Origin of the sequence: Pseudoalteromonas sp. MMG012 (genome assembly GCF_018100875.1) — a bacterium.
Taxonomy (GTDB): domain Bacteria; phylum Pseudomonadota; class Gammaproteobacteria; order Enterobacterales; family Alteromonadaceae; genus Pseudoalteromonas; species Pseudoalteromonas aurantia.
The window spans coordinates 52,345-73,506 of record NZ_JAGJEF010000020.1 but is presented as its reverse complement, the minus strand read 5'-3'; the positions used below and the strand labels follow the sequence as shown (position 1 = coordinate 73,506).

At 41.2% G+C, this 21,162-nt stretch carries 16 protein-coding genes; 9 read left to right on the top strand and 7 right to left on the bottom strand.

What is annotated here, in order from left to right; genetic code table 11:
- The first annotated feature begins 333 nt into the window (after positions 1–333).
- From J8L97_RS09350 to J8L97_RS09320, 8 genes are all read left to right on the top strand, one after another.
- Positions 334–882 carry a hypothetical protein gene (locus J8L97_RS09350; RefSeq protein ID WP_211049013.1) on the top strand — a complete coding sequence of 183 codons (549 nt, stop codon included), beginning with the start codon at positions 334–336 and terminating at the stop codon, positions 880–882.
- A gap of 249 nt (positions 883–1,131) precedes the next feature.
- On the top strand, positions 1,132–2,496 hold the full coding sequence (gene glmU / locus J8L97_RS09345; RefSeq protein WP_211049011.1) for a bifunctional UDP-N-acetylglucosamine diphosphorylase/glucosamine-1-phosphate N-acetyltransferase GlmU: 1,365 nt from the start codon (positions 1,132–1,134) through the stop codon (positions 2,494–2,496).
- A 134-nt stretch (positions 2,497–2,630) separates the two neighbouring features.
- Positions 2,631–3,875, top strand: coding sequence for an HlyD family efflux transporter periplasmic adaptor subunit (locus J8L97_RS09340; protein ID WP_211049009.1), 1,245 nt, complete (start codon positions 2,631–2,633; stop codon positions 3,873–3,875).
- 33 nt (positions 3,876–3,908) lie between these two features.
- On the top strand, positions 3,909–6,041 hold the full coding sequence (locus tag J8L97_RS09335) for a peptidase domain-containing ABC transporter (protein WP_211049006.1): 2,133 nt from the start codon (positions 3,909–3,911) through the stop codon (positions 6,039–6,041).
- Between the two features lie 328 nt (positions 6,042–6,369).
- Positions 6,370–7,587, top strand: coding sequence for a lanthionine synthetase C family protein (locus J8L97_RS09330; protein WP_211049005.1), 1,218 nt, complete (start codon positions 6,370–6,372; stop codon positions 7,585–7,587).
- Positions 7,588–7,596: 9 nt separating this feature from the next.
- On the top strand, positions 7,597–10,767 hold the full coding sequence (locus J8L97_RS09325) for a lantibiotic dehydratase (protein ID WP_312037145.1): 3,171 nt from the start codon (positions 7,597–7,599) through the stop codon (positions 10,765–10,767).
- 187 nt (positions 10,768–10,954) lie between these two features.
- Positions 10,955–11,092 (top strand): hypothetical protein, encoded by a 138-nt coding sequence (locus J8L97_RS24060; protein ID WP_409455157.1) that lies wholly within the window; start codon positions 10,955–10,957, stop codon positions 11,090–11,092.
- 28 nt (positions 11,093–11,120) lie between these two features.
- Complete coding sequence (locus tag J8L97_RS09320; protein ID WP_409455156.1) at positions 11,121–11,492, top strand: hypothetical protein; 372 nt, start codon at positions 11,121–11,123, stop codon at positions 11,490–11,492.
- Between the two features lie 174 nt (positions 11,493–11,666).
- On the opposite strand, the gene J8L97_RS09315 is transcribed toward J8L97_RS09320, so the two are convergent.
- From J8L97_RS09315 to J8L97_RS09305, 3 genes are read right to left on the bottom strand one after another with little or no spacing between them, the layout of a single operon-like run.
- A complete protein-coding gene (locus J8L97_RS09315; RefSeq protein WP_211049000.1) occupies positions 11,667–12,320 on the bottom strand; it encodes a hypothetical protein in 654 nt (217 codons plus the stop codon).
- On the bottom strand, positions 12,301–13,026 hold the full coding sequence (locus J8L97_RS09310) for a hypothetical protein (protein WP_211048998.1): 726 nt from the start codon (positions 13,024–13,026) through the stop codon (positions 12,301–12,303). Before J8L97_RS09310 ends, J8L97_RS09315 begins: the two co-directional genes overlap by 20 nt.
- A gap of 12 nt (positions 13,027–13,038) precedes the next feature.
- The gene (locus J8L97_RS09305; RefSeq protein WP_211048996.1) at positions 13,039–14,310 is read right to left on the bottom strand and encodes a LysM peptidoglycan-binding domain-containing protein; all 1,272 of its coding nucleotides are present in this window, start codon (positions 14,308–14,310) and stop codon (positions 13,039–13,041) included.
- A 201-nt stretch (positions 14,311–14,511) separates the two neighbouring features.
- Between J8L97_RS09305 and J8L97_RS09300 the strand changes: the two genes are divergently transcribed.
- Complete coding sequence (locus J8L97_RS09300; protein WP_211048994.1) at positions 14,512–16,308, top strand: choice-of-anchor I family protein; 1,797 nt, start codon at positions 14,512–14,514, stop codon at positions 16,306–16,308.
- An 81-nt stretch (positions 16,309–16,389) separates the two neighbouring features.
- Here the strand turns inward: J8L97_RS09300 and J8L97_RS09295 are convergent, their stop codons facing one another.
- The 4 genes from J8L97_RS09295 to J8L97_RS09280 form a co-directional block, all read right to left on the bottom strand.
- Positions 16,390–17,967, bottom strand: a complete 1,578-nt coding sequence (locus J8L97_RS09295; RefSeq protein WP_211048993.1) for a PepSY domain-containing protein — start codon at positions 17,965–17,967, stop codon at positions 16,390–16,392.
- Positions 17,964–18,233 carry a hypothetical protein gene (locus J8L97_RS09290; RefSeq protein ID WP_211048992.1) on the bottom strand — a complete coding sequence of 90 codons (270 nt, stop codon included), beginning with the start codon at positions 18,231–18,233 and terminating at the stop codon, positions 17,964–17,966. Before J8L97_RS09290 ends, J8L97_RS09295 begins: the two co-directional genes overlap by 4 nt.
- Positions 18,223–18,564 (bottom strand): hypothetical protein, encoded by a 342-nt coding sequence (locus J8L97_RS09285; protein WP_192509152.1) that lies wholly within the window; start codon positions 18,562–18,564, stop codon positions 18,223–18,225. Before J8L97_RS09285 ends, J8L97_RS09290 begins: the two co-directional genes overlap by 11 nt.
- A gap of 122 nt (positions 18,565–18,686) precedes the next feature.
- Positions 18,687–21,050: a TonB-dependent receptor gene (locus tag J8L97_RS09280; RefSeq protein ID WP_211048991.1), complete on the bottom strand. Its 2,364-nt coding sequence runs from the start codon at positions 21,048–21,050 to the stop codon at positions 18,687–18,689.
- Positions 21,051–21,162: the final 112 nt, after the last annotated feature.

Below are 21,162 nucleotides of genomic sequence, written 5' to 3'. Positions count from 1 at the left end.
GGGTGGTGCGAATACCGACACCATTACACAGACCGTAAAAAATCCGAACTAAATTTTAATGTGGCACCCGATCAACAATAATAACAAGGGATAGCGTGATGAAATTGACATTGAGAACGAAAAAGATAAAGAAGTGACTTATTGAACCGACCTTAGATGCAAAGTAAATATTGCTTATTGTGAATGAAGGAACCACAAATAACTAAAGTTAAGAGAAGCGATACTGAAAAGGGTAGGTTTCCCCAAAGAGACTCCTAGCTAATGCATGTTTGGAGGAATATAACGTCGGTTTTAAACGATGAAGCAATTACAAAAGCACAAGGAAATTAACGATTGAATATTATAAGTATGCCTCTTTTCTTATCTGTTATGGCAGGTTCACTCTATGGAAAGCTAGAACTGCAGGTACCCGCAAGTGATTTCTACTATGCAAGGGAGTCAGGAGAGCTTGTAAACAAAGAAGTTCTATATGTGGGGAATGGCGTTAAAAAAGGGCAAAGTTTATTAGAATATGCTGTGAAATCGGAACAAAATACGAGGCGCCTTCATGCTAAAACGAATGGATATGTTGAGTTCATAAATAAAGAACTTAATACTGGGCATTCACTTTCTGAAGGTCAGTTGTTATTTATTGTGACCTCGTACACAGTATTAGGAAAATATCAAACCTCGATTGAGTCCGATGATCCAATGATTATGCCAGGTTCCAGTTTATGGTTTTGCGACAGTTCAGAACAATGGCAATTTCACGTCGATGAAATAAAAGGAAGTAAGCTTTTAATTTCGAGTAATTTAGATCAGAGAAGTTTCAATTTGCTGGATAAATTAAGTAAGCAGGATGCACTTGTCTCTTTTTTCGATAAAGAACACTGTAATTTATAGCACAATGGGATGCAGCGGAGCAGGTACTCGCTATAGACATCGAGTTACTGTAACGTGGTATATGTATTTAAGAACCACCTACCTACACTTTATGTAGCAAAATATATCCAATTTGCAGCAGCACTTACCAATTAGAATGAAGAGCGTTACAATACGACTAATAAGAAATGTTGGTTGCTATCGTAAAAAAGCAAACTATGGCTGCCAGTTTCATTGGCTCATATTTTATTCTAAAAGGATCAAGTGTTCATGGCACTAACTTCAATTATCTTGGCGGCGGGTAAAGGTACTCGCATGCGCTCTAAACTCCCAAAAGTTTTACACTCAATAGCAGGAAAACCAATGGTACAGCATGTTATTGATAATGCTGTTGCAATGGGCGCTCGTGCGACAAATTTAGTGTTCGGTCATGGTGGTGAACAATTACAACTAGCACTAGCAAGTAATGATGTAAACTGGGTCCTTCAAGAAGAGCAGCTGGGAACTGGCCATGCCGTTGCTGTTGCGACACCACACATTAATGATGATGATATTGTATTGGTTTTGTATGGTGATGTGCCTTTAACAAAGCGTTCTACATTAGAACGTCTGCTCTCGGCCACACCTTCAGAAGGGTTAGCGGTATTAACCGTCAATTTAGATAACCCAAATGGCTATGGCAGGATGTTACGAGCCAATGGTAAATTGGTGGGAATTGTAGAGCAAAAAGATGCCACTGCTGAACAGCTGAAAATTACAGAGATTAACACCGGAATAATGGCGGCGAATGGTCGGCTGTTGAAAAAGTGGTTATCAAATTTATCGAATAACAACGCACAAGGTGAGTATTACCTCACTGATATTGTGGCAATGGCACACAATGAAGGCGTTGAGATATCTTCAGCTCAACCTGATGACCCCATGGAAGTTGAAGGTGCAAACAATCGAGTCCAATTGGCTGCGCTAGAGCGAGCATATCAATCTTGGCAGGCAGAAAAATTAATGCTTGGTGGTGCAACTTTAGCTGATCCTGCTCGTGTCGACGTGCGAGGCGTCGTTTCTACAGGTGAAGATATTCATATCGATATTAATGTGATATTTGAAGGGACAGTTACACTTGGTGATAATGTGGTAATTGGCCCTAATTGTGTTTTAAAAGATTGCAGTATTGGTGACAATGTTGTGATTAAAGCGAATACATTGATTGAAGATGCGCAGGTTGCGGCTCACTGTACGTTGGGGCCTTTTGCGCGCTTGCGTCCGGGGGCGGTGATGGATGAAGATTCTCATGTTGGAAACTTTGTTGAGATGAAGAAAACGCGTCTGGGTAAAGGTTCAAAAGCGAATCACTTGACATATTTGGGTGACGCTGAGGTGGGTGAAAAGGTCAATATAGGGGCAGGTACAATCACTTGTAACTATGATGGCGTGAATAAGTCAAAGACCATTATTGGTGATAATGCCTTTATTGGCTCAAATTCATCGTTAGTTGCGCCGATTGAAATAGGTAAGTTGGCGACAATTGGTGCAGGCTCAGTTATCACGGCAAATGTAGATGATGGCCAGTTGGCCGTTGCACGCTCTAAGCAGCGAAATTTAAATGGTTGGCAAAGACCTGTTAAAAATAAATCGTAAAAATTACGCAAAGTGAAGGTGAATATTGGCCTTCACTTCATCTGTTTAAGCGTGTTCCTTTCTTCTAGGCAAAGTGGTACATTACTGTGAGTTAATCAAAAATTAACAATAATTAAAAGGTCTGCAGTAGAGTTATGGAAAATCTATTTCGCAAAGAGGTAATGGAAAATAAACAGCATCGACTCGAAGGCGCTGTGTCACTCGTTCAGCCACCGGTTTTTAAAACTCTGACAATTCTCATCCTTACTGTTGTCGTGATCAGTTTATGCTTCCTATCCATTGGTAAATATACCCGTAAAGAACGGGTGTCAGGGGTGATTGAACCCAATACGGGGCTATTAAGATTAAAAGCATCTCAAACAGGGGTTATCTCAGAAATTTTGGTAAAAGAGGGGGAGTATGTTGCTAAAGATGCTCCTATTTTACGCATTGCTTCGGCTAAGCACAGTAAACATGCTGTGGAGCTAAATCAGGCACTGTTGAATCAGTATAGCTTTCAGTTGCAAAGCTTGGAGCAACAGTTACAAAAACAAAGCCTTCAAGATAAGCTTGATATTAATGAACTCTCCCAACAGAAGCGTGTTGCAGTGGCTCGACTAGTTGAACTAGATTTACAGGCGAGTACGTTTTCTGAGCGCTTAAAGTTGAATGAACAAATGGTCACTCAGATTAGTACGTTAAAAGGTACTGGGTATATTTCAGAATTAGAATTACAACGCCAACGAGATACCTTACTTTCATTAAAACAACAGGCTTCCAGCATTAAGTCTGAGCGCTTATCGTTACAAAGCCAAATTGAACAGTTAGACAATCAACTTACGAAGCTTCCTCTGGAGCAGAGTAATCGATTGTCACAGTTACTGTCACAAAAAGCGGATTTACAAATACAACTTTCCTCGATAGAGCAGCAACGGTTAGGGGAGCTACGCTCACCAAAAGCTGGCATTGTTAGTGGGTTATTGGCAAAAGTAGGTAAAAATGTCGCTGAAGGCCAAAATTTACTGTCTGTTTTGCCTGAAAACAGTAAGATGCAGGCGGTGATCTTTGTACCAACTTCGGCATTTGGTTTTGTTAATGAGGGGCAACTTACACGCTTACGCTATCACGCATTTCCTTATGAAAAGTTTGGGGTTTATGATGGGGAAATTATTGAGGTCAGCAATAGCGTTATACTGCCTGATGAAACAAATACGCCAGGCATCATAACCGATCCTGCTTATAGAGTCGTGGTATCGCTGCATGAGCAACAGGTGCAAGCGTATGGGAAATCATCAGCGTTGCGCCCAGGAATGATGTTGGATGCTGATGTTATTATAGAAGAGCGGTCATTATTGCGATGGTTATTTGACCCAGTATTTAGTATTCAAGGTCAGCTGTAAGCTGTATAAAAATGAGAATAAAGGCGGCTTATAATGCATATTGAAGACGAAGCGCCTGTAGCAAAGCTACAGTTTTGGTCAAGGAAATCACTTCCCATAATTTTACAGTCAGAAGCGGCAGAGTGTGGTCTTGCTAGTTTGGCAATGGTTGCTGCCTATCATGGCTATGAAAGTGACTTAATTTCCCTCAGGCAGAGGTTTTGCATTTCCATGGAGGGAGCGACACTGCTTGACATCATGCAGTTTGCGGAGAAACTTGAGTTAACATCAAGGCCTCTAAGGATTGAGTTAGAAGATTTAGATGCGCTTCAGACACCTTGTATATTGCACTGGGATATGAATCACTTTGTGGTGTTAAAAAAAGCCAATGAGAAAAGAATCGTTATTCATGACCCAGCTTCCGGCGAAAAAACATTTACCTTAAAAGAAGCGTCGAATCATTTTACGGGTATTGCACTTGAATTGACGCCCACGAAGCAATTTGAAAAAAAAGAAGCGAAACCTTCTTTGAAATTTTCAGACTTTTGGAGTCGGATAACTGGTTTAAAAAGGTCATTATTTTTAATATTTGCGTTATCAATGCTACTGCAAGTGTTCACGCTGGCGGCACCTTACTATATTCAGTTGGTCATCGATGATGTGGTACTGACTGGTGATACATCGCTATTAACGGTACTCGCTGTTGGCTTTAGTCTGGTTATGGTTTTCGAAATCGCAACGAATGTCTTGCGGGGCTTTACCTTGTTACACTTTGGTAATCAGATGAATATTCAACTAGGCGCAAACTTATTTCATCATTTAGTAAGATTACCCTTATCTTATTTTGAAACACGTCATATGGGTGATGTGGTTTCTCGATTTGGCTCATTGCAACAAGTGAAGCAATTACTGACTACGGGTGTAATAGAAGCAATCATTGACGGTTTAATGGCAATTATAACATTGGCAATGATCTTCTTTTATAGTCCGATGTTATCGCTAGTGGTATTAGTGGCTGTAATTGCTTATGCATTAGTTCGAATGGCGATGTACAAACCGTTTCGTACTATTAGCGAGCAAGAAATAATGGCGCGAGCTGAAGAAAACTCTAACTTTATGGAAACGGTTCGCGGTATTCAAACCATAAAGCTGTTTGGCTCAGAAGTTAAACGCGAAGGACAGTGGCAAAATCGTTACGCTAAAGCAATTAACCAGAATATACGCTTAGGTAACTTTCAAATTGGTTATGATGCGATTAACCGCGCACTGTTTGGTATTGAAAACATTGTTGTTGTTTACTTGGCTGCACATTTGGTGATCCAAGGAGGCTTTAGTACGGGGATGCTATTTGCATTTATGTCGTATAAGCGCCAATTTATGGATAAAACTGCGAATCTTATTGAAAAGCTTATTGAGTTCAAAATGCTCGGTTTACATTTTGATCGTATAGCAGACATTGCACTGACTGAAAAAGAAGAATTGCAACCAGATCAAACGAAAACGCATAAAATAGAAGGGAATATTGAGATTAAGAACGTGAGCTTTGCGTACTCGGATGCAACAGCTAATGTGCTCAATAAACTTAATTTAACGATTCAAGCTGGTGAATCTGTTGCGATTACAGGCCCTTCTGGTTGCGGTAAATCGACGTTGTTAAAAATCATGCTTGGCTTGAACCAAGCAAAAAGTGGTGAAGTGTTGATTGATGGTGTGCCACTAGATCAGATTGGGGCACGTCAATACCGACAACAAATATCAGCTGTGATGCAAGATGATGAACTTTTATCCGGCTCAGTTGCAGACAATATCGCTTTCTTTGACACACCTATTGATATGGAACGTGTTGTGTATTGTGCAGATTTGGCCGCCATTCATGATGATATTAGTGCGATGCCGATGGGGTACGATAGTCTAATTGGTGATATGGGGTCGAGTTTATCTGGTGGTCAAAAGCAAAGAATTATATTGGCACGCGCTCTATATAAAGATCCGAAAATTCTTTTTATGGACGAAGCAACCAGTCATTTAGACACCAGTTTAGAGTCAGATATTAATGAAGCGGTATCTCGATTAAAAATCACACGGGTGATAATTGCGCACCGACGGGAAACTATTGCATCGGCCGATCGCGAAATTAAACTGAAAAAGTATAAAATTGAGGAAGAGTCAATGGAGAATAACTCTTAAAGTTGTTCACGCTGTGACACGTTGCACATTATCTAGAGAGATGTGCAAAGTGTCACATGTTGTATATTACGCAGGCTAAGCAGTCATTATTGTGTTTGTTATCTTAACAATAAAGTCGAGCGGTATTGGTGACCTATCAGCATCTACGTCACTATCTCGAATTCCCTCTCTAACAATTTGAAAAATGAATTAAGACGTGAAACCGATCGCAACAATAATGAAATAGTTTGTGACGAAGCTGTGCTGTTTTTTGTTGAATTTTAGTTTCCTCTTAAGTACCTTGTGTAGATACTCATAATAAAAAAACTAAATTACCTTAAGGATAAGTATGACCAAGCCTAATCACCTTAGTGTGCCACAAAATACTAAAATACATCGTATTATTCGTGAGCTTGCGAATAAAGTCATAAATCACACTGATGAGGTTGCTGGCAATGGATTATTAAGTGGTTTAGCGGGGCATTTACTCTTTTTATACAATGCGCATCGTTTTGACCCGAGTCTTCTAGATGAGAATAAATTTACTGATAAGCTGGAATTATTACAAGAAGGATTAGCAGAACAATCGTTTGAGCTAAGCAATGGGCTTGCGGGTCAAGCATGGGTATTAGAGTATTTAAATCAAGCGAATCAAGATGATTATGATGCCGATTTATTAGAAGATGTTGATGCGCTTTTTGTTGAGTCTTTAGCGCATAACCCATGGTTAGGCGAAATAGAAATGGTTTTGGGCTTATCAGGCTATGCGCCCTATGCAGCTAGAAGAGCGCGTTTTACTGATCAAACGGAATTGTATACGGTGATTGTTAATGGCCTAGCTAGCGTATCTACGAAGCTAGACAATGGCCATATTACTTGGTCACAACCTTCAGAGTCTGTTTATCGATTTGATAAAGATGAAGACTCTCCTCGAGGTCCTGAATATAACTTGGGCCTTGCTCATGGGGTACCCGGTATTATTGCTGCTTTGTTACCCGCTGTACATATTCCTAAACTAAAAGAACAAGTTACAGAACTGTTGCTGGGGGGGTGCGATTGGTTGCTGGAACAACAAAATCCAGACAAAGCAGCAAATGCTTGCTTTGGTTCATGTGCAGGTGAAGGGTATGAGTCTAGATTGGGCTGGTGTTATGGAGACCTTACTATCGCGCTGACTTTGGCGCGTGTCGGAAAAGCCATTGACCGACCTCATTATGTTGAACAGGCATTAGAAATCGCAATACACAGTGCACATCGAGATGCTGAGTCAGGGCATATCATTGATGCGGGGTTGTGTCATGGTTTTGTTGGGTTAGTGACAATTTATCAACTATTGAATCACATTATGCCCCACCCAGTATTAAGTGATGCAATGAATACTTGGCTTGAATATAGTTTGAAGCAATATGATGAACGGGGTATTGAAGCATTGTATTCATTTAATGGATTAGATAAAACACATAGTGAAGACTTCGGTTTCTTGATGGGCTATGCGGGGATAGGTATTGGGCTCATTAGCTTTTTAGATGATGATGTGAGTTGGTCTGATTGCTTGTTAATGTCATAGGAGATGAAGGTGTTAAATAAAAATAAAGTGAATCACAAGCCTAAGACTTTAAAAAATAGTCGTTTTTTTGTAGTGCGTATACCACGTCTAGCGGTAGAGCACTTAACGTCATTTTCAGATCCAGAGGTTGATAGCAATACAGTATTGAGCAATTGGCTAGCAATGCCTGGCGTTGAAGAGGCGGTATATTTAGCGAGTCCGTCTCTACTTGAACGCATTGAACAATGGCGTTCTAAGCCAGAATCAAAGCAGGGCAAAAAGGTGGCAAAAGCGCTACTGAAATATATGGTGAGAATGTGTTCACGGCCTACGCCATTCGGTTTATTTTCGGGCATTCATAAAGGCATGGTTACGGATAGTACACAGTTATGTGCGAGTGACCACACTCAAGATAGTCGTAAGACACGACTCGACATGTTCTATTTGTCGGCATTGAAAGAGCATTTTATTAAGCATGCATCGCATTCAGATACATTGACTTATAAACCCAACCCATCACATTACTTTATTGCAGAACAGTGTCGATATATCGAAACTTATATGTCTGATGAAAGTATGCAGTACCGATTAAGTGCAGTGGAAAGTGATGAATACTTTTGTTTTGCGTTAGACCAAGCGAGTTCAGGCTTAAGCTTAAATGGTTTGGTTGACGCATTCTGTGACCACTACGCAGAAGCTGAGCGTGAAGATGTGCAAGCATATATTCAAGATTTGATTAGTGAAGGGATACTACTTGCTGATATTCCACTGCCACTTACAGGGGATGCTCCTGATCTCGCTTTACTGAAGTCACTTGAAGATATTGAAGAGCGAGAGACCGCCGACCATTTGGCGACGGCGTTGTCACAAATTGAAAGGTTAGATGAGCAAAAAAGTGGTGAAATAACGCCTTATAAACAGTTACTCACCCATTTTGAGAATTTGCCAGTTAAAGCGCAAGAAAATAAACTGTTTCAGTCTGATATTTATCGCAGCTTTGAGACTTGCCATTTAAGTGAGATGGAACTCTCGCGTTTTCAAAAGCAATTAGAGCTGCTCTCGGGACTAAGCTTATCACCAGAGCAAAGTGCCCTAAATCAGTTCTCAACCAAGTTTAACGCGCGGTTCGAGGGGCAGTTTGTGCCATTAGATGTCATTTTGGATGATGAGTCAGGCATTGGTGTGTCTAACGAAACTGGTTATGAAGCGCCCTTAGTTGCAGGTCTTAATTTAGCACGCTCAGGAAAAGGTAATGCCACGGTCCCTGAGATTAGCGTGCTAGACAATATAATTGAAGATGCGATCAGTTTGCCTGAAAATCGCAGTCGCACCAGTATTACACTCAAAAGCAAAGAATTAAAAGCTAAAGTAACCAACAAAGGAGCTGTGAGTAAATACCCAAGTTCTTTTGCAGCAATGATGAGTTTGTATCAAGATGAGAAGCAAAACCCGATCATTAAATTAAATGGCTGCTACGGACCATCGTCTGCGAATTTGTTGGGCCGCTTTTGCCACTTAGATGATTCTTTAAAAGCAGATGTTATTGGGGAGCTAAAGCGAGAGCAAATGCACTCCCCAGATGTGATTTTTGCAGAAGTTGTACATATGCCTGAAGGTCGGCCAGGCAATGTTATTGCCAGACCGCATTTGCGAGAATATGAAATTGTCTTTATGGCGGATAGTAGTCTCGCGCATGAGTATCAGATCCCATTGAGTGATCTATATGTTTGGGTAGAAGGACAAAAGGTAAAGCTATGGAGCAAGCGTTTGAATAAACAAGTGGTGCCACGCTTATCATGTGCACATAATTATTCAAACCGTAGTCTGAGTGCTTATAAATTTTTATGTATGTTGCAGCACCAAGACGGTCGAGCGCCTCATTTTAGTATGCCCAGTAGTACAGAACGAGCTGCATTCGTGCCACGCATTATGCTAGACAATTTAATTTTGAGTGAAAAAACATGGCGGATCGATCGAAAGCACTTTGAAGATATAGCTAAAAATGGTCATTTTGAACACGCAAAATTAGAAGTATTGTTAAGCAAATACCAATTAGATCCATTGGTGAGCTATGCGATGTCAGACAATGTTTTAAACCTAGATTTACGTAGTCCAGACATGTTCGATATTCTGTTGAGTGAAACAAAAGGACAAACAAGAATAGAATTAAAAGAAGTACTGTATGCGCAGTTTGAATCTCGTACTATGGATGCGCAAGATTTACACTACAACAATGAAGTGATTGTGCCATTTTTTAATGAACTGGCAACACCACATAGTCATTATGCGGATAATCCTCTAGCCAATATTACGGCCACGCCTATTAAACGCCGATTTAGTGCAGGTTCACAGTGGTTAAGTCTTAAAGTGTATTCAGGCAATTCTTTAGTGGAACAGTTATTGAGTGAGCAATTGTTACCCCTGATAGAAGACAATAATGCGCTTTATGATAAGTGGTTTTTTATTCGCTATGGTGATCCAGATTGGCATTTGCGTCTACGCTTTCATGGCGATCCAGCCACACTCTGCGGTGTTCTCTTACCTAAGCTAAATGCGTTATTAGATCCGATGGTCGAAAGTGGTGAGTTACATAAAGTTGAGCTGATGACATATGAACGAGAGGTTGAACGTTATGGCGGGCCTGAGTCAATGGCATTGATTGAATCATTGTTTATGTTTGATAGTGCATTGATAGCGAAAACATGTGGGTTGATAGATGAGTATGATGAAGGAATACGCTGGCGTATGGCGCTAAGTTATACTGATCGCTTACTCTCATTGTTTCAGTATAGCGATGAAGAGAAGTTTAAGTTGATCAGCAGTCTGCGTGATGGCTTTGGTCGGGAGTTCAACGAAAGTAGCGTATTACGTAAGCAATTAGGCAATCGATTTAGAGAATATGAAGGTCAGTTGCATGATGATTTTGAAAAGTTACATACAGACAAAGCGCATGAGTGTGATGAAGTGCAGCAGGCTTTGTTCGATTTATTAGCTCAATGGCAGCAACAAGCTGCACCATGCGTGGCACAACTAAATGTACTCATTGAAGATGAGCAGCTCAATTGTAGTCGTGACTCTTTATTAGGATCCATTTTACATATGCATAATAACCGGATGTTCAAGGCATATAACCGAGAGCAAGAGCTGGTGGTTCATGATTTACTGCGCCGTAAGTATTTTTCTGCAGACAAAAAGCAGTAGCTGGAGATTGTGTTAGGTAGTGACATGGGTTAGTGGCATAAGTTAGTGACATAATAAAACGCTAAAATTTAATTTTTAGCGTTTTATTATGTTCAGTGTGAATACCTAATAGGCAATGTCGTCTTTTAAAATTGCGCTAGAATGAGAATATAAGATATCAACTGTATTTTAGAAGGGGTGTATTTCGGTGAACAGAGTAACGAAAAGCTTATATTCTTGGGTCATTGTTATGTGTTTTGGCGTGACCGCTCACGCAGCCGAAAATGAGACCTTAGTTGATGAACTTGCGTTCTTGCAACCCTTTTTAGGGGGGGTGGCAGGCTGACTTTGCTGTGCCTGTAGGGAAACCGGCAATGCAAGATGTGAGTCTCTGGGAGCGAGCATTAAATGGTACCGCTGTGCGAACTTTACATTCAATTAATGCGGGTATGTATGGAGGGGAGTCATTAATTTTTTGGGATGATGCAAAGCAAGAAGTTGTATTTTATTATTTTACGACGGCAAGTTTCTTCACTCAGGGAACGATAAAGCGATTATCTGATGGTGGGTTTGCGGCATATGAAACCGTGACAGGTAGCGAAGAAGGGATCACGCAAGTGAAATCGACTACGCGCTATATAGATAACACCATGCAAGTGTCGACACAATATCTCAAACAACAGCAATGGACTGCACCACAAATACGTACTTATACACGTAGCACGCAGCAGTTGATATTTAAGTAGCTCATCAAGATGTGACGAAGCGAATATACGAATGATGTTTATTTTATTGAATAACCTCGCACAACTGATGGGTGTGGTGATTCAGGACATATCGAATAAATCCAGTGAGCTTTCTGTCCACTTTAAGAGCAATGAAAGGTGTGTTTATTGTCATATTGCTTTGCGTTGATATGTTTAGCGAAAGCATTTCTTTGTTCGCAATTTATTAAGTAACCACTGTAGTAGCGGTAGTCGCATTAAGCTATTTTTTTGTTGTCCTTTTGCCGCCAGAAATAATTGGGCTGTGGCATCATTACGGGCTTTTTGGATGTGTTTGCGGTGACATTCTTGTGCCGCATAGTGCCAATCCTGCTGTTTTATCGCATTATGTAGCTTAGGCCAATACTGACCTAAGTGATGGCTGCCTAAGTTAAATGCCATATCTAAAAGCGCATATTTCACGGGCTGAGGAAGTGCTTTAAAGGGACGCTTATAACCATTCTTTTTACTAAATATGGCGCTGAGTTCTTGCTCAAATAGGGTTAAATGCTTTTGCAATATCCCCTCACACTGTGGATCCGGTAAATGTAACTGGCAGTGTGTGCCGTACCAAGCTGCTTTATAGCCTGTTGGTAGTGTAGAGATACGGTTATATTCTGCTTTTTTTTGCGCTTTTGTCGCCAGTTCATGTTGTTGAGTGTAAAGGGTGAGTGCACAAAACTGTTGTATGTTCGCCATCATAAAACCAATACCAATGGTTGGGTTACCGCGACTGTCGAGGTATAAATGATTAATTTGTCCTTCGAATTGTTTCAAGTTCGCAATAAAGTTAAAGTTTTTGGGTGCCATGAGTACTCATATTTTTAGATAAAGATGGTAAAGAACAGTGGGATACCTCTTCAATATGTGAGGTTTGATCGACGGTGTAGCATTCTTTTAGTACGGAGCAATAACATGCTTTTGCGACGACTTTACGAATTTTATGATCGATTTGCAGCCATAAACCGGTATTGAAGTTGGTTTTTTGCATCGTGAATACATGATATTGCTCACCATTGGCTAACAATATATTGTTGGTGGTACTGGAGACCAACCAGCCAAATGCATTTCGGTAGTTAATATCGGAATTGTGATGCTCAATGTCTAAGAGTGCTTGTTGATAAGCATCCAAGTTACAACAATCATTAAGTAATTCTAAAATATCATAATGGTGATTACCCTCATAAATATATTCAATGTAATGAACAATCGCGGGTCCAGTGCCAGAGTTCTGAATATTCATATTAATGGTTTGCTGCTCTTCATTAATATCAAAGTTGGAGTAGCCCATTTTTAACCAAGGCCAAGTTTCCGCTTTAAGTTGTCGCTCTGCGGCAGCGACTTGTTGTTGAGATGCTTTTGCTTGCAGGTAGGTGGCATAAAATGAGGCGGCGGAAATGGCCATTGCACAGAGTGCCAACATGGTATTCACTTTTGAGCGCGTTAGCCTGGGCCTGCTCTTAATTCTCACGTTGCGCACGGTTTCAGTGCTTGGTGGAGTGGGATCATTTATCATAATGCAAATCCTTTATAGCGGTGCGAGGAATACGGTGAGCTTATCCCCTATTCGCAAAGTTTCTTTGGATAGGCTGTTCCATTGCATCAGTTTACTGACTGTGACATTAAATGTGCGAGCAATGCGCCATAAACTATCACCCGACTTGACGGCATAGTCAATTTTCTTGTCTGCTAAAATGGGCAGCATCAGTGTTTTTCCCGCGCGAATGCGAGAGCTAGTTAGTTGATTGAAGGTTTTTAATTGTGCCACACTTAAATCATGACGTTGCGCTATGACGCTTAAGCTGTCACCGCGGACAATGGTGTATTGCTGCCATTGTTGCTTAGGCATCAAAGGTTGCTGTGCAACATAAGTATGCCAGCTAGCCGTATCCGATGTTTTGACCACAATATGCTGCGGGCCATCAAGGAGTGCTGGAAATCGAGTATATCCAGGGTTGAGCGATTCAAGAGATTGCCATGCAGACGCATCAGTGAGTATAACGCCGTTTTTAAGCGGTACAACGTCTATCACTGCTTGATTAGTGATGGGAGGAAACTCCATTTCTTGCTGGCGTAATAAGGCTGCCGCGGCTAATAATTTAGGCACATAATGACGCGTTTGTTGTGGGAGTTTTAAACTAAAGAAGTCACTCGGTTTTCCTTGTTTTTGATTGTTTTTAATTGCCCGTGCCACTCTGCCTTCACCGGTATTATAGGCGGCAATAGCATGATACCAATTGCCGTTAAAACGTCGGTGTAAATAGGTGAGAAAATCTAACGCTGCATGGGTTGCATCAACAATATCTTGGCGACCATCATACCAAGGTCCTATTTTTACCCCATAGTGTTTTGCAATGAGAGGCGTCAGTTGCCATAAACCAGATGCATGCTTATGGGAATACGCAGCAGTATTAAAGTCACTTTCAATTAATGGCATTAAAGCGAGTTCAATTGGGAGGTTTCGACGTTCAACTTCACTCACAATGTAATATAAAAAGGGGGCTGCTCGGCGACTTATTTCATGCATGTAGTTTGGATGCTTTAGGTACCACTGAATTCGCTGGTGTACGCTGCTATGTTGGGATGGTGCGAAGCTCAATTGTAATGCGATTCGTTGCCATACATCGTCTACGTCTTGTGGTTTAACCGTGACAATATTTTTGTTCTGGGGCAGCGTTGTAGTTTTGGTGGTTTGTGTAGGAACAGGGGGGTCATTACGGTGTTTCACCAGATATGGGGTTTTTGCACACCCAGTTAGCATTAATATAACAAGCGAAATAATAAGATAAAGCAATGGCATAGTTGGCTGTGGCCTTTATTATTTTTAGTATGATGTGATTGTAGCGAAATTTACGTGTTTAGAAATAGGAGACAAGCAAGAAGACCAAGTTTTATTATGACACTGCCATAAAAGTGCCAAATATACGTAACCAATAAGTCACCTTTGTATGATGGACTGTGCAACCACACAATTTGGTATAACTTATTTGAGGTCTTTTCCATGTTCAAACATACCCTACTAACACTTTCTTTGTTGACTATTTTATCGGGCTGCGCGCTCGATGGTGATGATGGTATCACTGGTATGGATGGTCAAAGCGGTGCGCAAGGCACAGTCGGTGAAGCTGGTAAAGATGGTATAGATGGCAATGCTGCACTTGACATTACCTTAGTCGGTCGTGGAGTGTTAAATGCACAAAGCCCAGAAGGTGCTGCAGAGATTGTCGCATATCATGCGAAAAAACAGTGGATATATGCCATTAATAGTTCTGGTGAAACGGCTGTGGTTGATATTTTACCTATGACAAATCTAGCTCAAACCGGTCTAACTAAAAATGCGCAAGGTGTGGTGACCGCCACAAACCTGAATAGCACGATAACCATATTGTTAAATGACCACACCCCTGGGGATGCAAACAGCATTGCAATTGATGAAAATAACCAATTGCTAGCGGTGGCAATGGCATCAGGGGGAGCCTCAGAGGTAGGGAAAATAGCCTTTTATGATATTGCAGGAGATACCCCAAGTTTTATAAAAAATGTAGAAGTGGGGGCACTACCAGACATGGTGATATTTAGCCACGACGGTGCAAAGGTGGTTGTGGCAAATGAAGGTGAACCTGCGGGAGATTATAGTATTGACCCAGAAGGCAGCATTAGTGTTATTGCCGTTACCAACGGCGAAATAGCAGACACCGCAACCCAGATAGGGTTTTCTGCGTACAACAATAAAAAGGCTGAATTAGAGGATCAGGGAATGATGTTTGCTAATCCATCTGGCCGGACAATTAATGGTCAATTGATTAATACGACCGTGGCGATGGATTTAGAACCTGAATATGTCACTGTATCGAATGATAACCGTTATGCCTATGTGTCGTTGCAAGAAAATAATGGCTTAGCTGTCGTTGACTTGACCGATCACAGTATTAAGCTGCTGGGTCTGGGCTATAAAGATTGGTCAAGCTTGACGATGGACGCATCGGACAAAGATGGCGGAATTAACTTCAGTTCTTACCCTGGGTTGATGGGGATGTACCAGCCTGACACCGTGGCGAGTTATACCTGGAAAGGGGCAAACTTTATTGTTACTGCAAATGAAGGGGATGGTCGGGAGTATTTTTTTGCAGCAAAAGACAGTGCTGAGTGTGTCAATAAAGGGGGATTAGAGTTTGATGAAGATGATGGATGTCTGGCATACACTGATGAGGTACGCGCAAAAGATTTAAAGCTAGCCAATAACTTTGCCTATTTAAATAATGATAATGATGATATTGGCCGTTTAAAAGTCACTACCGTCAAAGGTGATGCAGATAATGATGGTCAATATGAACAACTGTATACCTACGGCGCTCGATCGTTTTCTATCTGGGATGCCAATGGCCTTCAAGTGTTTGATTCAGGGGATCAGGTAGCGCGAATTACGGCATCTGTGCATGGAGAGGCGTTTAACAATGATGAAGATGAAAATGAAGGTGATACACGCTCTGATGCCAAAGGGGCAGAGCCTGAAGCATTGACTTTAGGGAAAGTTGGCGAACGTTTATTTGCGTTTATTGGCTTAGAGCGAATGGGGGGCGTCATGGTCTATGATGTCACGAATCCTCATAGCGTGCATTTTGTTGATTACTTTTTTAACCGTGGCACTGTGGAAGGTGAAGATGTGTCAGGGGACTTAGCGCCAGAGGGCATGGCCTTTGTTTCGGCTGAGAACAGCGTAACGGGTAAGCCTTTATTGATCATTGGTAATGAAATTTCTGGCTCTATTGCTGTATGGCAAATTGGCTACGCAGAGTAACCAAATCTGATTGTTTCTGTGTCGCTTGATGGAAATGTAAAATGGCGTATTGAGAAATACGCCATTTTTTAGTGGTACTGTTTAACTCACTGAGCTTTTTAACGTGATTGACTCTGAGGCTGATGCGCCGCTTGTGGCATGTTGATGTTTACCTAGTGAAAAACAAAATAGGGCGACAAGTAATAAGGCGCAATTGACTAAAATGACATCTAACAGTAAATACGGATGTGGAGCGTGCCCAAATAGCACTTGGATCAAGTCATAAAAAGGGCATATCGCAAAGAGTACCGCTGCGGCTAATAGTTGCTGCACCATTGCTTGGCGAATGGCCTTTCGTTGCATACTATTAAAGAGTGCATGTAACAGACTAATGCCGATGGCACAGAAAAATAGCGTTGGCAGTAAATCGGTCCGTGTCCAACTGAAGGGGGCAAATCTAGCGCCTATAAAGCTGCAAGCAACGGCAATTAAAGTCCCTGTTGATAATGCTAATGTCATTGCTTTCACAAAGGCTAACCCGCGTTTACTTTGTTGACGGTTGTTTTCTCGCTTTTCAAGCCACAATAAATTACCTGTTAAAATAAGATAGCAACAACCCAAACCAAGAATAAAGTAGATAAACTTTAAGGTGATCCCCCCAAACTCTCCAAAATGCAGGCTACTTAGTACAGTATATGTGGCTGCAGTCGGTGCTTGCTGAGCATGATATTCACTGATCAAAGAGGCGTCTTTCAGTGAATAAATAACATGCGTGGTTGGTATTAGGGCATTATGTTCGATTAAACGCACTTCGACTTCGCCATTTTCGTCACCCATGGCAAAAAAGTTTAATCGTGCAATTTTATGGTTAGGATATTTTTCCTGCACATCTTTAAGAATAGTATTGGCGTGGGTATTACTGACTGGGTTGCCAGAATATTCAACGTTAGGTTGGCCGAAGAACCCAGCTGTTTTGATCAGTGCAGGGATGTCTCCTTTAAATACTGCGAAACCAAATCCAGCTTGCAATACAATACTGAGATTAAACATGACCCCAGTTAACGCAAAGATGAAGGTGAAAGGTAAAGAGGATACGCCAATAAGGGTATGACCATCATGGTAAATATCTTTGTTTTTACTGAGTCTATATTGATAAAAGTGACTGACTAGTTTTTTCAGCACAATACAAATACCAGACATAACCATGACAAAGAACAACAAGGTGATCACGCCGACTATCTCAGTACCGTAAGGGAGTAGTAAACTGATATGTAAAAGATACAACATATCACTGAGGTAAAAATCTTCGCCATTATAAGGGAGTAGTTGTCCGGTATTGGCATCAAAATTGAGTTGATGGTCAATATGCAGACCGTCGGCGGTTTCTGTTTCGAATGCGGTATAGTAATAGGGCTGATCTGATTGTGGAATTGAGACTAGTACGCCATGATGGGCCGGTATGTTGTGCTCTTGAGTTGCTATTTTGTCTAAAATTGTTGAGATAGGAACGATTTGTTCAGAGAGTGGGTCAGGTGCATGATATTGGCTATCCCAATGTATAATATTGTGGCGGAATAATGAAATAGAGCCACATACGAAAACGATCATGAGTACGCCTGAAATAATCAGGCCGAGCCAAGCATGTGCATGGGTGAGGTTTTTTAACGTTGTTTTATTCATCCTGTTGGCCCCGCAGTAGTGAAGAAAATACCTGTAAATATGAGAATAACTGGTAAGGCGGCTTTCGCTGCGCGCCCCCAAGCTTGTTTATTCGTATTAGCGGCATAGCACCATGTCATGACACCAGCCCACGAAGATAGCGCGAAGATCAACCCCAATGCCAGTATCAGTCCGACTTGACTAGGCATTAATAGGCTTAAACTACTGGGCACTAAGACCATGAAGATGAGGCCACTTATCAGACCTGCAAAGGTTTTATGCCACATAGCGTGCTCCTAATAGTTGAAAGAAAGCGCTTAGGACTATGACACTTATTAGACTTGACCAAATCCAAGTGGGTTTATGTGCCAATAAGAAAACAGCTGCGGGAATAAAAAACATGGCGAAACATACAGTGTAAAGTACAGCGATAAAAAAGCTGAGTTCAAAGAACATCAAAGTCGCTATGGTGACAATAATGAGTATGCTGGCATATAAGAGGGATATCATGCGTGTTGGCGTTTTTTGATTCTCAGTTCTAAATTGTTGCCTTGGACTGGCGCCGTAGAGCAATATGCCGCATAGCCAGTAAGCGGGTAATAAAAAAAAGTAGCTCATTGTTTTTCCTATTCCTTCAAGTTATTGTTGTATTCATTTCACTGTTGAAACGATAAAAAGATGCCATTTAACTGAGCATCTTTTTATCGGTTGTAAAGCCGCTGTTTACGGGCGGTTTTTTATTACCAATCAAAATTACCACGGAATGTAAGCGACAACTCTCTTGGTTTACTAATGCGAGGATTACGTGCTCTATGCGCGACGTAATATTCTTCATCAGTGATGTTCTTGCCCACTAAGTACACCCCATAGTTATCCCATTCATATCCTAGTTGCATATCAACGACTGTTCTTGCGTCATTTGTGAGATCAAAATACAGATCTCCTGGTTCTAGACCATCTCGGTATGGGTTTGCTCTGTTTGGTGATTCACTGGCATAGCTGGCATTAAGATTGGCAAAGAACCCAACGGAGTCTTGGTAAGTGAGTCCAATATTATGCGTTCTTTGTGGTGCAGGAAATTGACGACCTGATAAGTCAAACTCCGTGTTGCTGCCATTTTGATTGGGGATCTTAATTGAAAAATCAGTAAATTCTGTACCTGCATAACCAATTGCAGCATAGGTTTTTAAGTTATCACTGATCGTATAATTGAGCTCTAATTCGAATCCTTTTACTTCAGAAGTGCCGGCATTAACCGTTTGTATATCAAAGTTATTAGGTGAGAGTTGAACTGATACTTGTTGATCTTTCCAATCTAAATAAAACAGGTTTGCATTGGCTGTGAGCTTACCATCTAACCAAGTAGAGCGCACTGAGAGTTCGTAGTTATCTGTTGATTCCGGTTCATATTCAAATACATTTGCACGAGCTTGGTTTACACCAACGCCGCCAGAACGATAGCCTTTTTGGAAGGTGAGTGTGGTTGAAATATCATCATTTACATGATAGCTCACACCGACCTTTGGTAATACGGTACTGAATGAAGCATCACTTAATGGCGCGACTTGTGATGCACTGTCGGCAAGACCCACGACCAGCGCGTTTATGCCACTGATCAGCGGTACTATCCCTTCATACGGAGTCCCGATATAACTGCTGGGGTTGGGTAAGGCGCTTTTGTTAAGAATATCGTATTGTGCCTCACTGGCATTTTCTTGTTTTTCTCGATCAAAACGAATACCTGCGAGTAAGTCCCATTGTTCGTTCAAATGCCAAACGCCATCTGCGAAAAGGGCATAGCTGGTAATGTTACTGGTTGCTAATGAGTAGACTCTTGTTTTTGCAGGGTTAAAATCAGCATATTGGCCTAAAACTAAGTCTGCGATTTGTGGGCTGAGCTTATATTGAGACTGTAAAGCACTACTCGATAGCCCTAATCGAGCCAATGAATAATTGTTAAGGCCTGTGCTCACTTCTTCCTGTTCACTTTTGAAATAATACGCGCCTGCAACACCGCTAAAATTATCATAGTCAAAGTTAATTCTGAATTCTTGCGTTAGCGTTTTTTCTTCGTTGTTATAGAAGGTTGCACTGCCTGTATCAACTACCGTAGTGTTGCCATAACCTTGGGGATAATCTGAATCCCATGAGTAGATTTCAACAACATCTGAATAAGTGGTGTAAGACGCCAATGAGATGAGGTTATTGATATCATAATTGATAGACAGGGAGATTAAATCTGTTTTGACTTGTCTTTGTCGCGTGTCGTTATAAGAGGTTGAGCGATTGCTAAAGGTATCTGCTCCAGCATCCTTAGTCAGGTTAGCATCTCCATATTTACGTTCTGCATTCATAACGCTGAGCATCGTTGATAGGTTTTCGATACCTGCCGGCTCATAACGGAGTTTAAGGCGATATGTATGTTCGCTGTCAGTGTCAGAGTGGCTGTTATCGTATAGGTTGGTAATGGAGCCATCGTAACGCTTCTCTTCGCCACTGAATCTAAAAGCTAGCTCATCGTCTATTAAGCCACCTCCTAAGGCAATACCAGCTTCTTGCTTACCATTTTCACCCAGGGTCAGTTTAAACTGTCCTTCTTTGTCGTCGTTTGGTTGTTGGGTATTTAAGATCACCGCTCCAGCTAACGAATTACGCCCTTGCAAGGTAGATTGTGGACCTCGAAGTATTTCTATTTGTGTGGCATCCCATGTAGAAAAAGTACCATTTCGAATGAGTCCTTGAGGGATGGGGGCGCCGTCAATATAAACGCTGGCAAGAGCACTATGTCCGTCTCCTGAGACATTCGAGCCATCAATACCACGGATACTAAAACCATAGTCGGTTGCATGTGCATTAGCAGTATTAACGAGAGCGTCTGTAAAGGTGTTGATTTGTTGGTGCTCAATTGTTTCAGCGGTTAACACCGCAACACTGGTGGTGGTTTCTTGTAAGCTACGAGCTATTTTATGGCCAGTAACGATGATGCTTTCAATTTTTTCATCGTTTTTTTTATCCGCTTCGGTGGCTAATGTGGCATTTGAGAGCGCTATTGCGGGTAATAAAAAAGTGGCGCGCATTGCAATAGAGAGAGTAGAGAACTTCATGGCTTCCTTTAATTAAGAATTGTTTTTATTTGTATTTATAGGATTATGCTAACACAAGTGGTATTGCAAATCATTATTATTTTGAGTGTTTTTTGTGCTTTGTAACGTGGTT

Coding starts and splice junctions, on each gene's coding strand:
- J8L97_RS09295 (WP_211048993.1), bottom strand. CDS start 17,967: ATGAATAAAACAACGTTAAAAAACCTCACCCATGCACATGCTTGGCTC.
- J8L97_RS09320 (WP_409455156.1), top strand. CDS start 11,121: ATGCAAGATGTGAGTCTCTGGGAGCGAGCATTAAATGGTACCGCTGTG.
- J8L97_RS09310 (WP_211048998.1), bottom strand. CDS start 13,026: ATGATAAATGATCCCACTCCACCAAGCACTGAAACCGTGCGCAACGTG.
- J8L97_RS09340 (WP_211049009.1), top strand. CDS start 2,631: ATGGAAAATCTATTTCGCAAAGAGGTAATGGAAAATAAACAGCATCGA.
- glmU (WP_211049011.1), top strand. CDS start 1,132: ATGGCACTAACTTCAATTATCTTGGCGGCGGGTAAAGGTACTCGCATG.
- J8L97_RS09280 (WP_211048991.1), bottom strand. CDS start 21,050: ATGAAGTTCTCTACTCTCTCTATTGCAATGCGCGCCACTTTTTTATTA.
- J8L97_RS09335 (WP_211049006.1), top strand. CDS start 3,909: ATGCATATTGAAGACGAAGCGCCTGTAGCAAAGCTACAGTTTTGGTCA.
- J8L97_RS09290 (WP_211048992.1), bottom strand. CDS start 18,233: ATGTGGCATAAAACCTTTGCAGGTCTGATAAGTGGCCTCATCTTCATG.
- J8L97_RS09285 (WP_192509152.1), bottom strand. CDS start 18,564: ATGAGCTACTTTTTTTTATTACCCGCTTACTGGCTATGCGGCATATTG.
- J8L97_RS09305 (WP_211048996.1), bottom strand. CDS start 14,310: ATGCCATTGCTTTATCTTATTATTTCGCTTGTTATATTAATGCTAACT.
- J8L97_RS09315 (WP_211049000.1), bottom strand. CDS start 12,320: ATGGCACCCAAAAACTTTAACTTTATTGCGAACTTGAAACAATTCGAA.
- J8L97_RS09300 (WP_211048994.1), top strand. CDS start 14,512: ATGTTCAAACATACCCTACTAACACTTTCTTTGTTGACTATTTTATCG.
- J8L97_RS09330 (WP_211049005.1), top strand. CDS start 6,370: ATGACCAAGCCTAATCACCTTAGTGTGCCACAAAATACTAAAATACAT.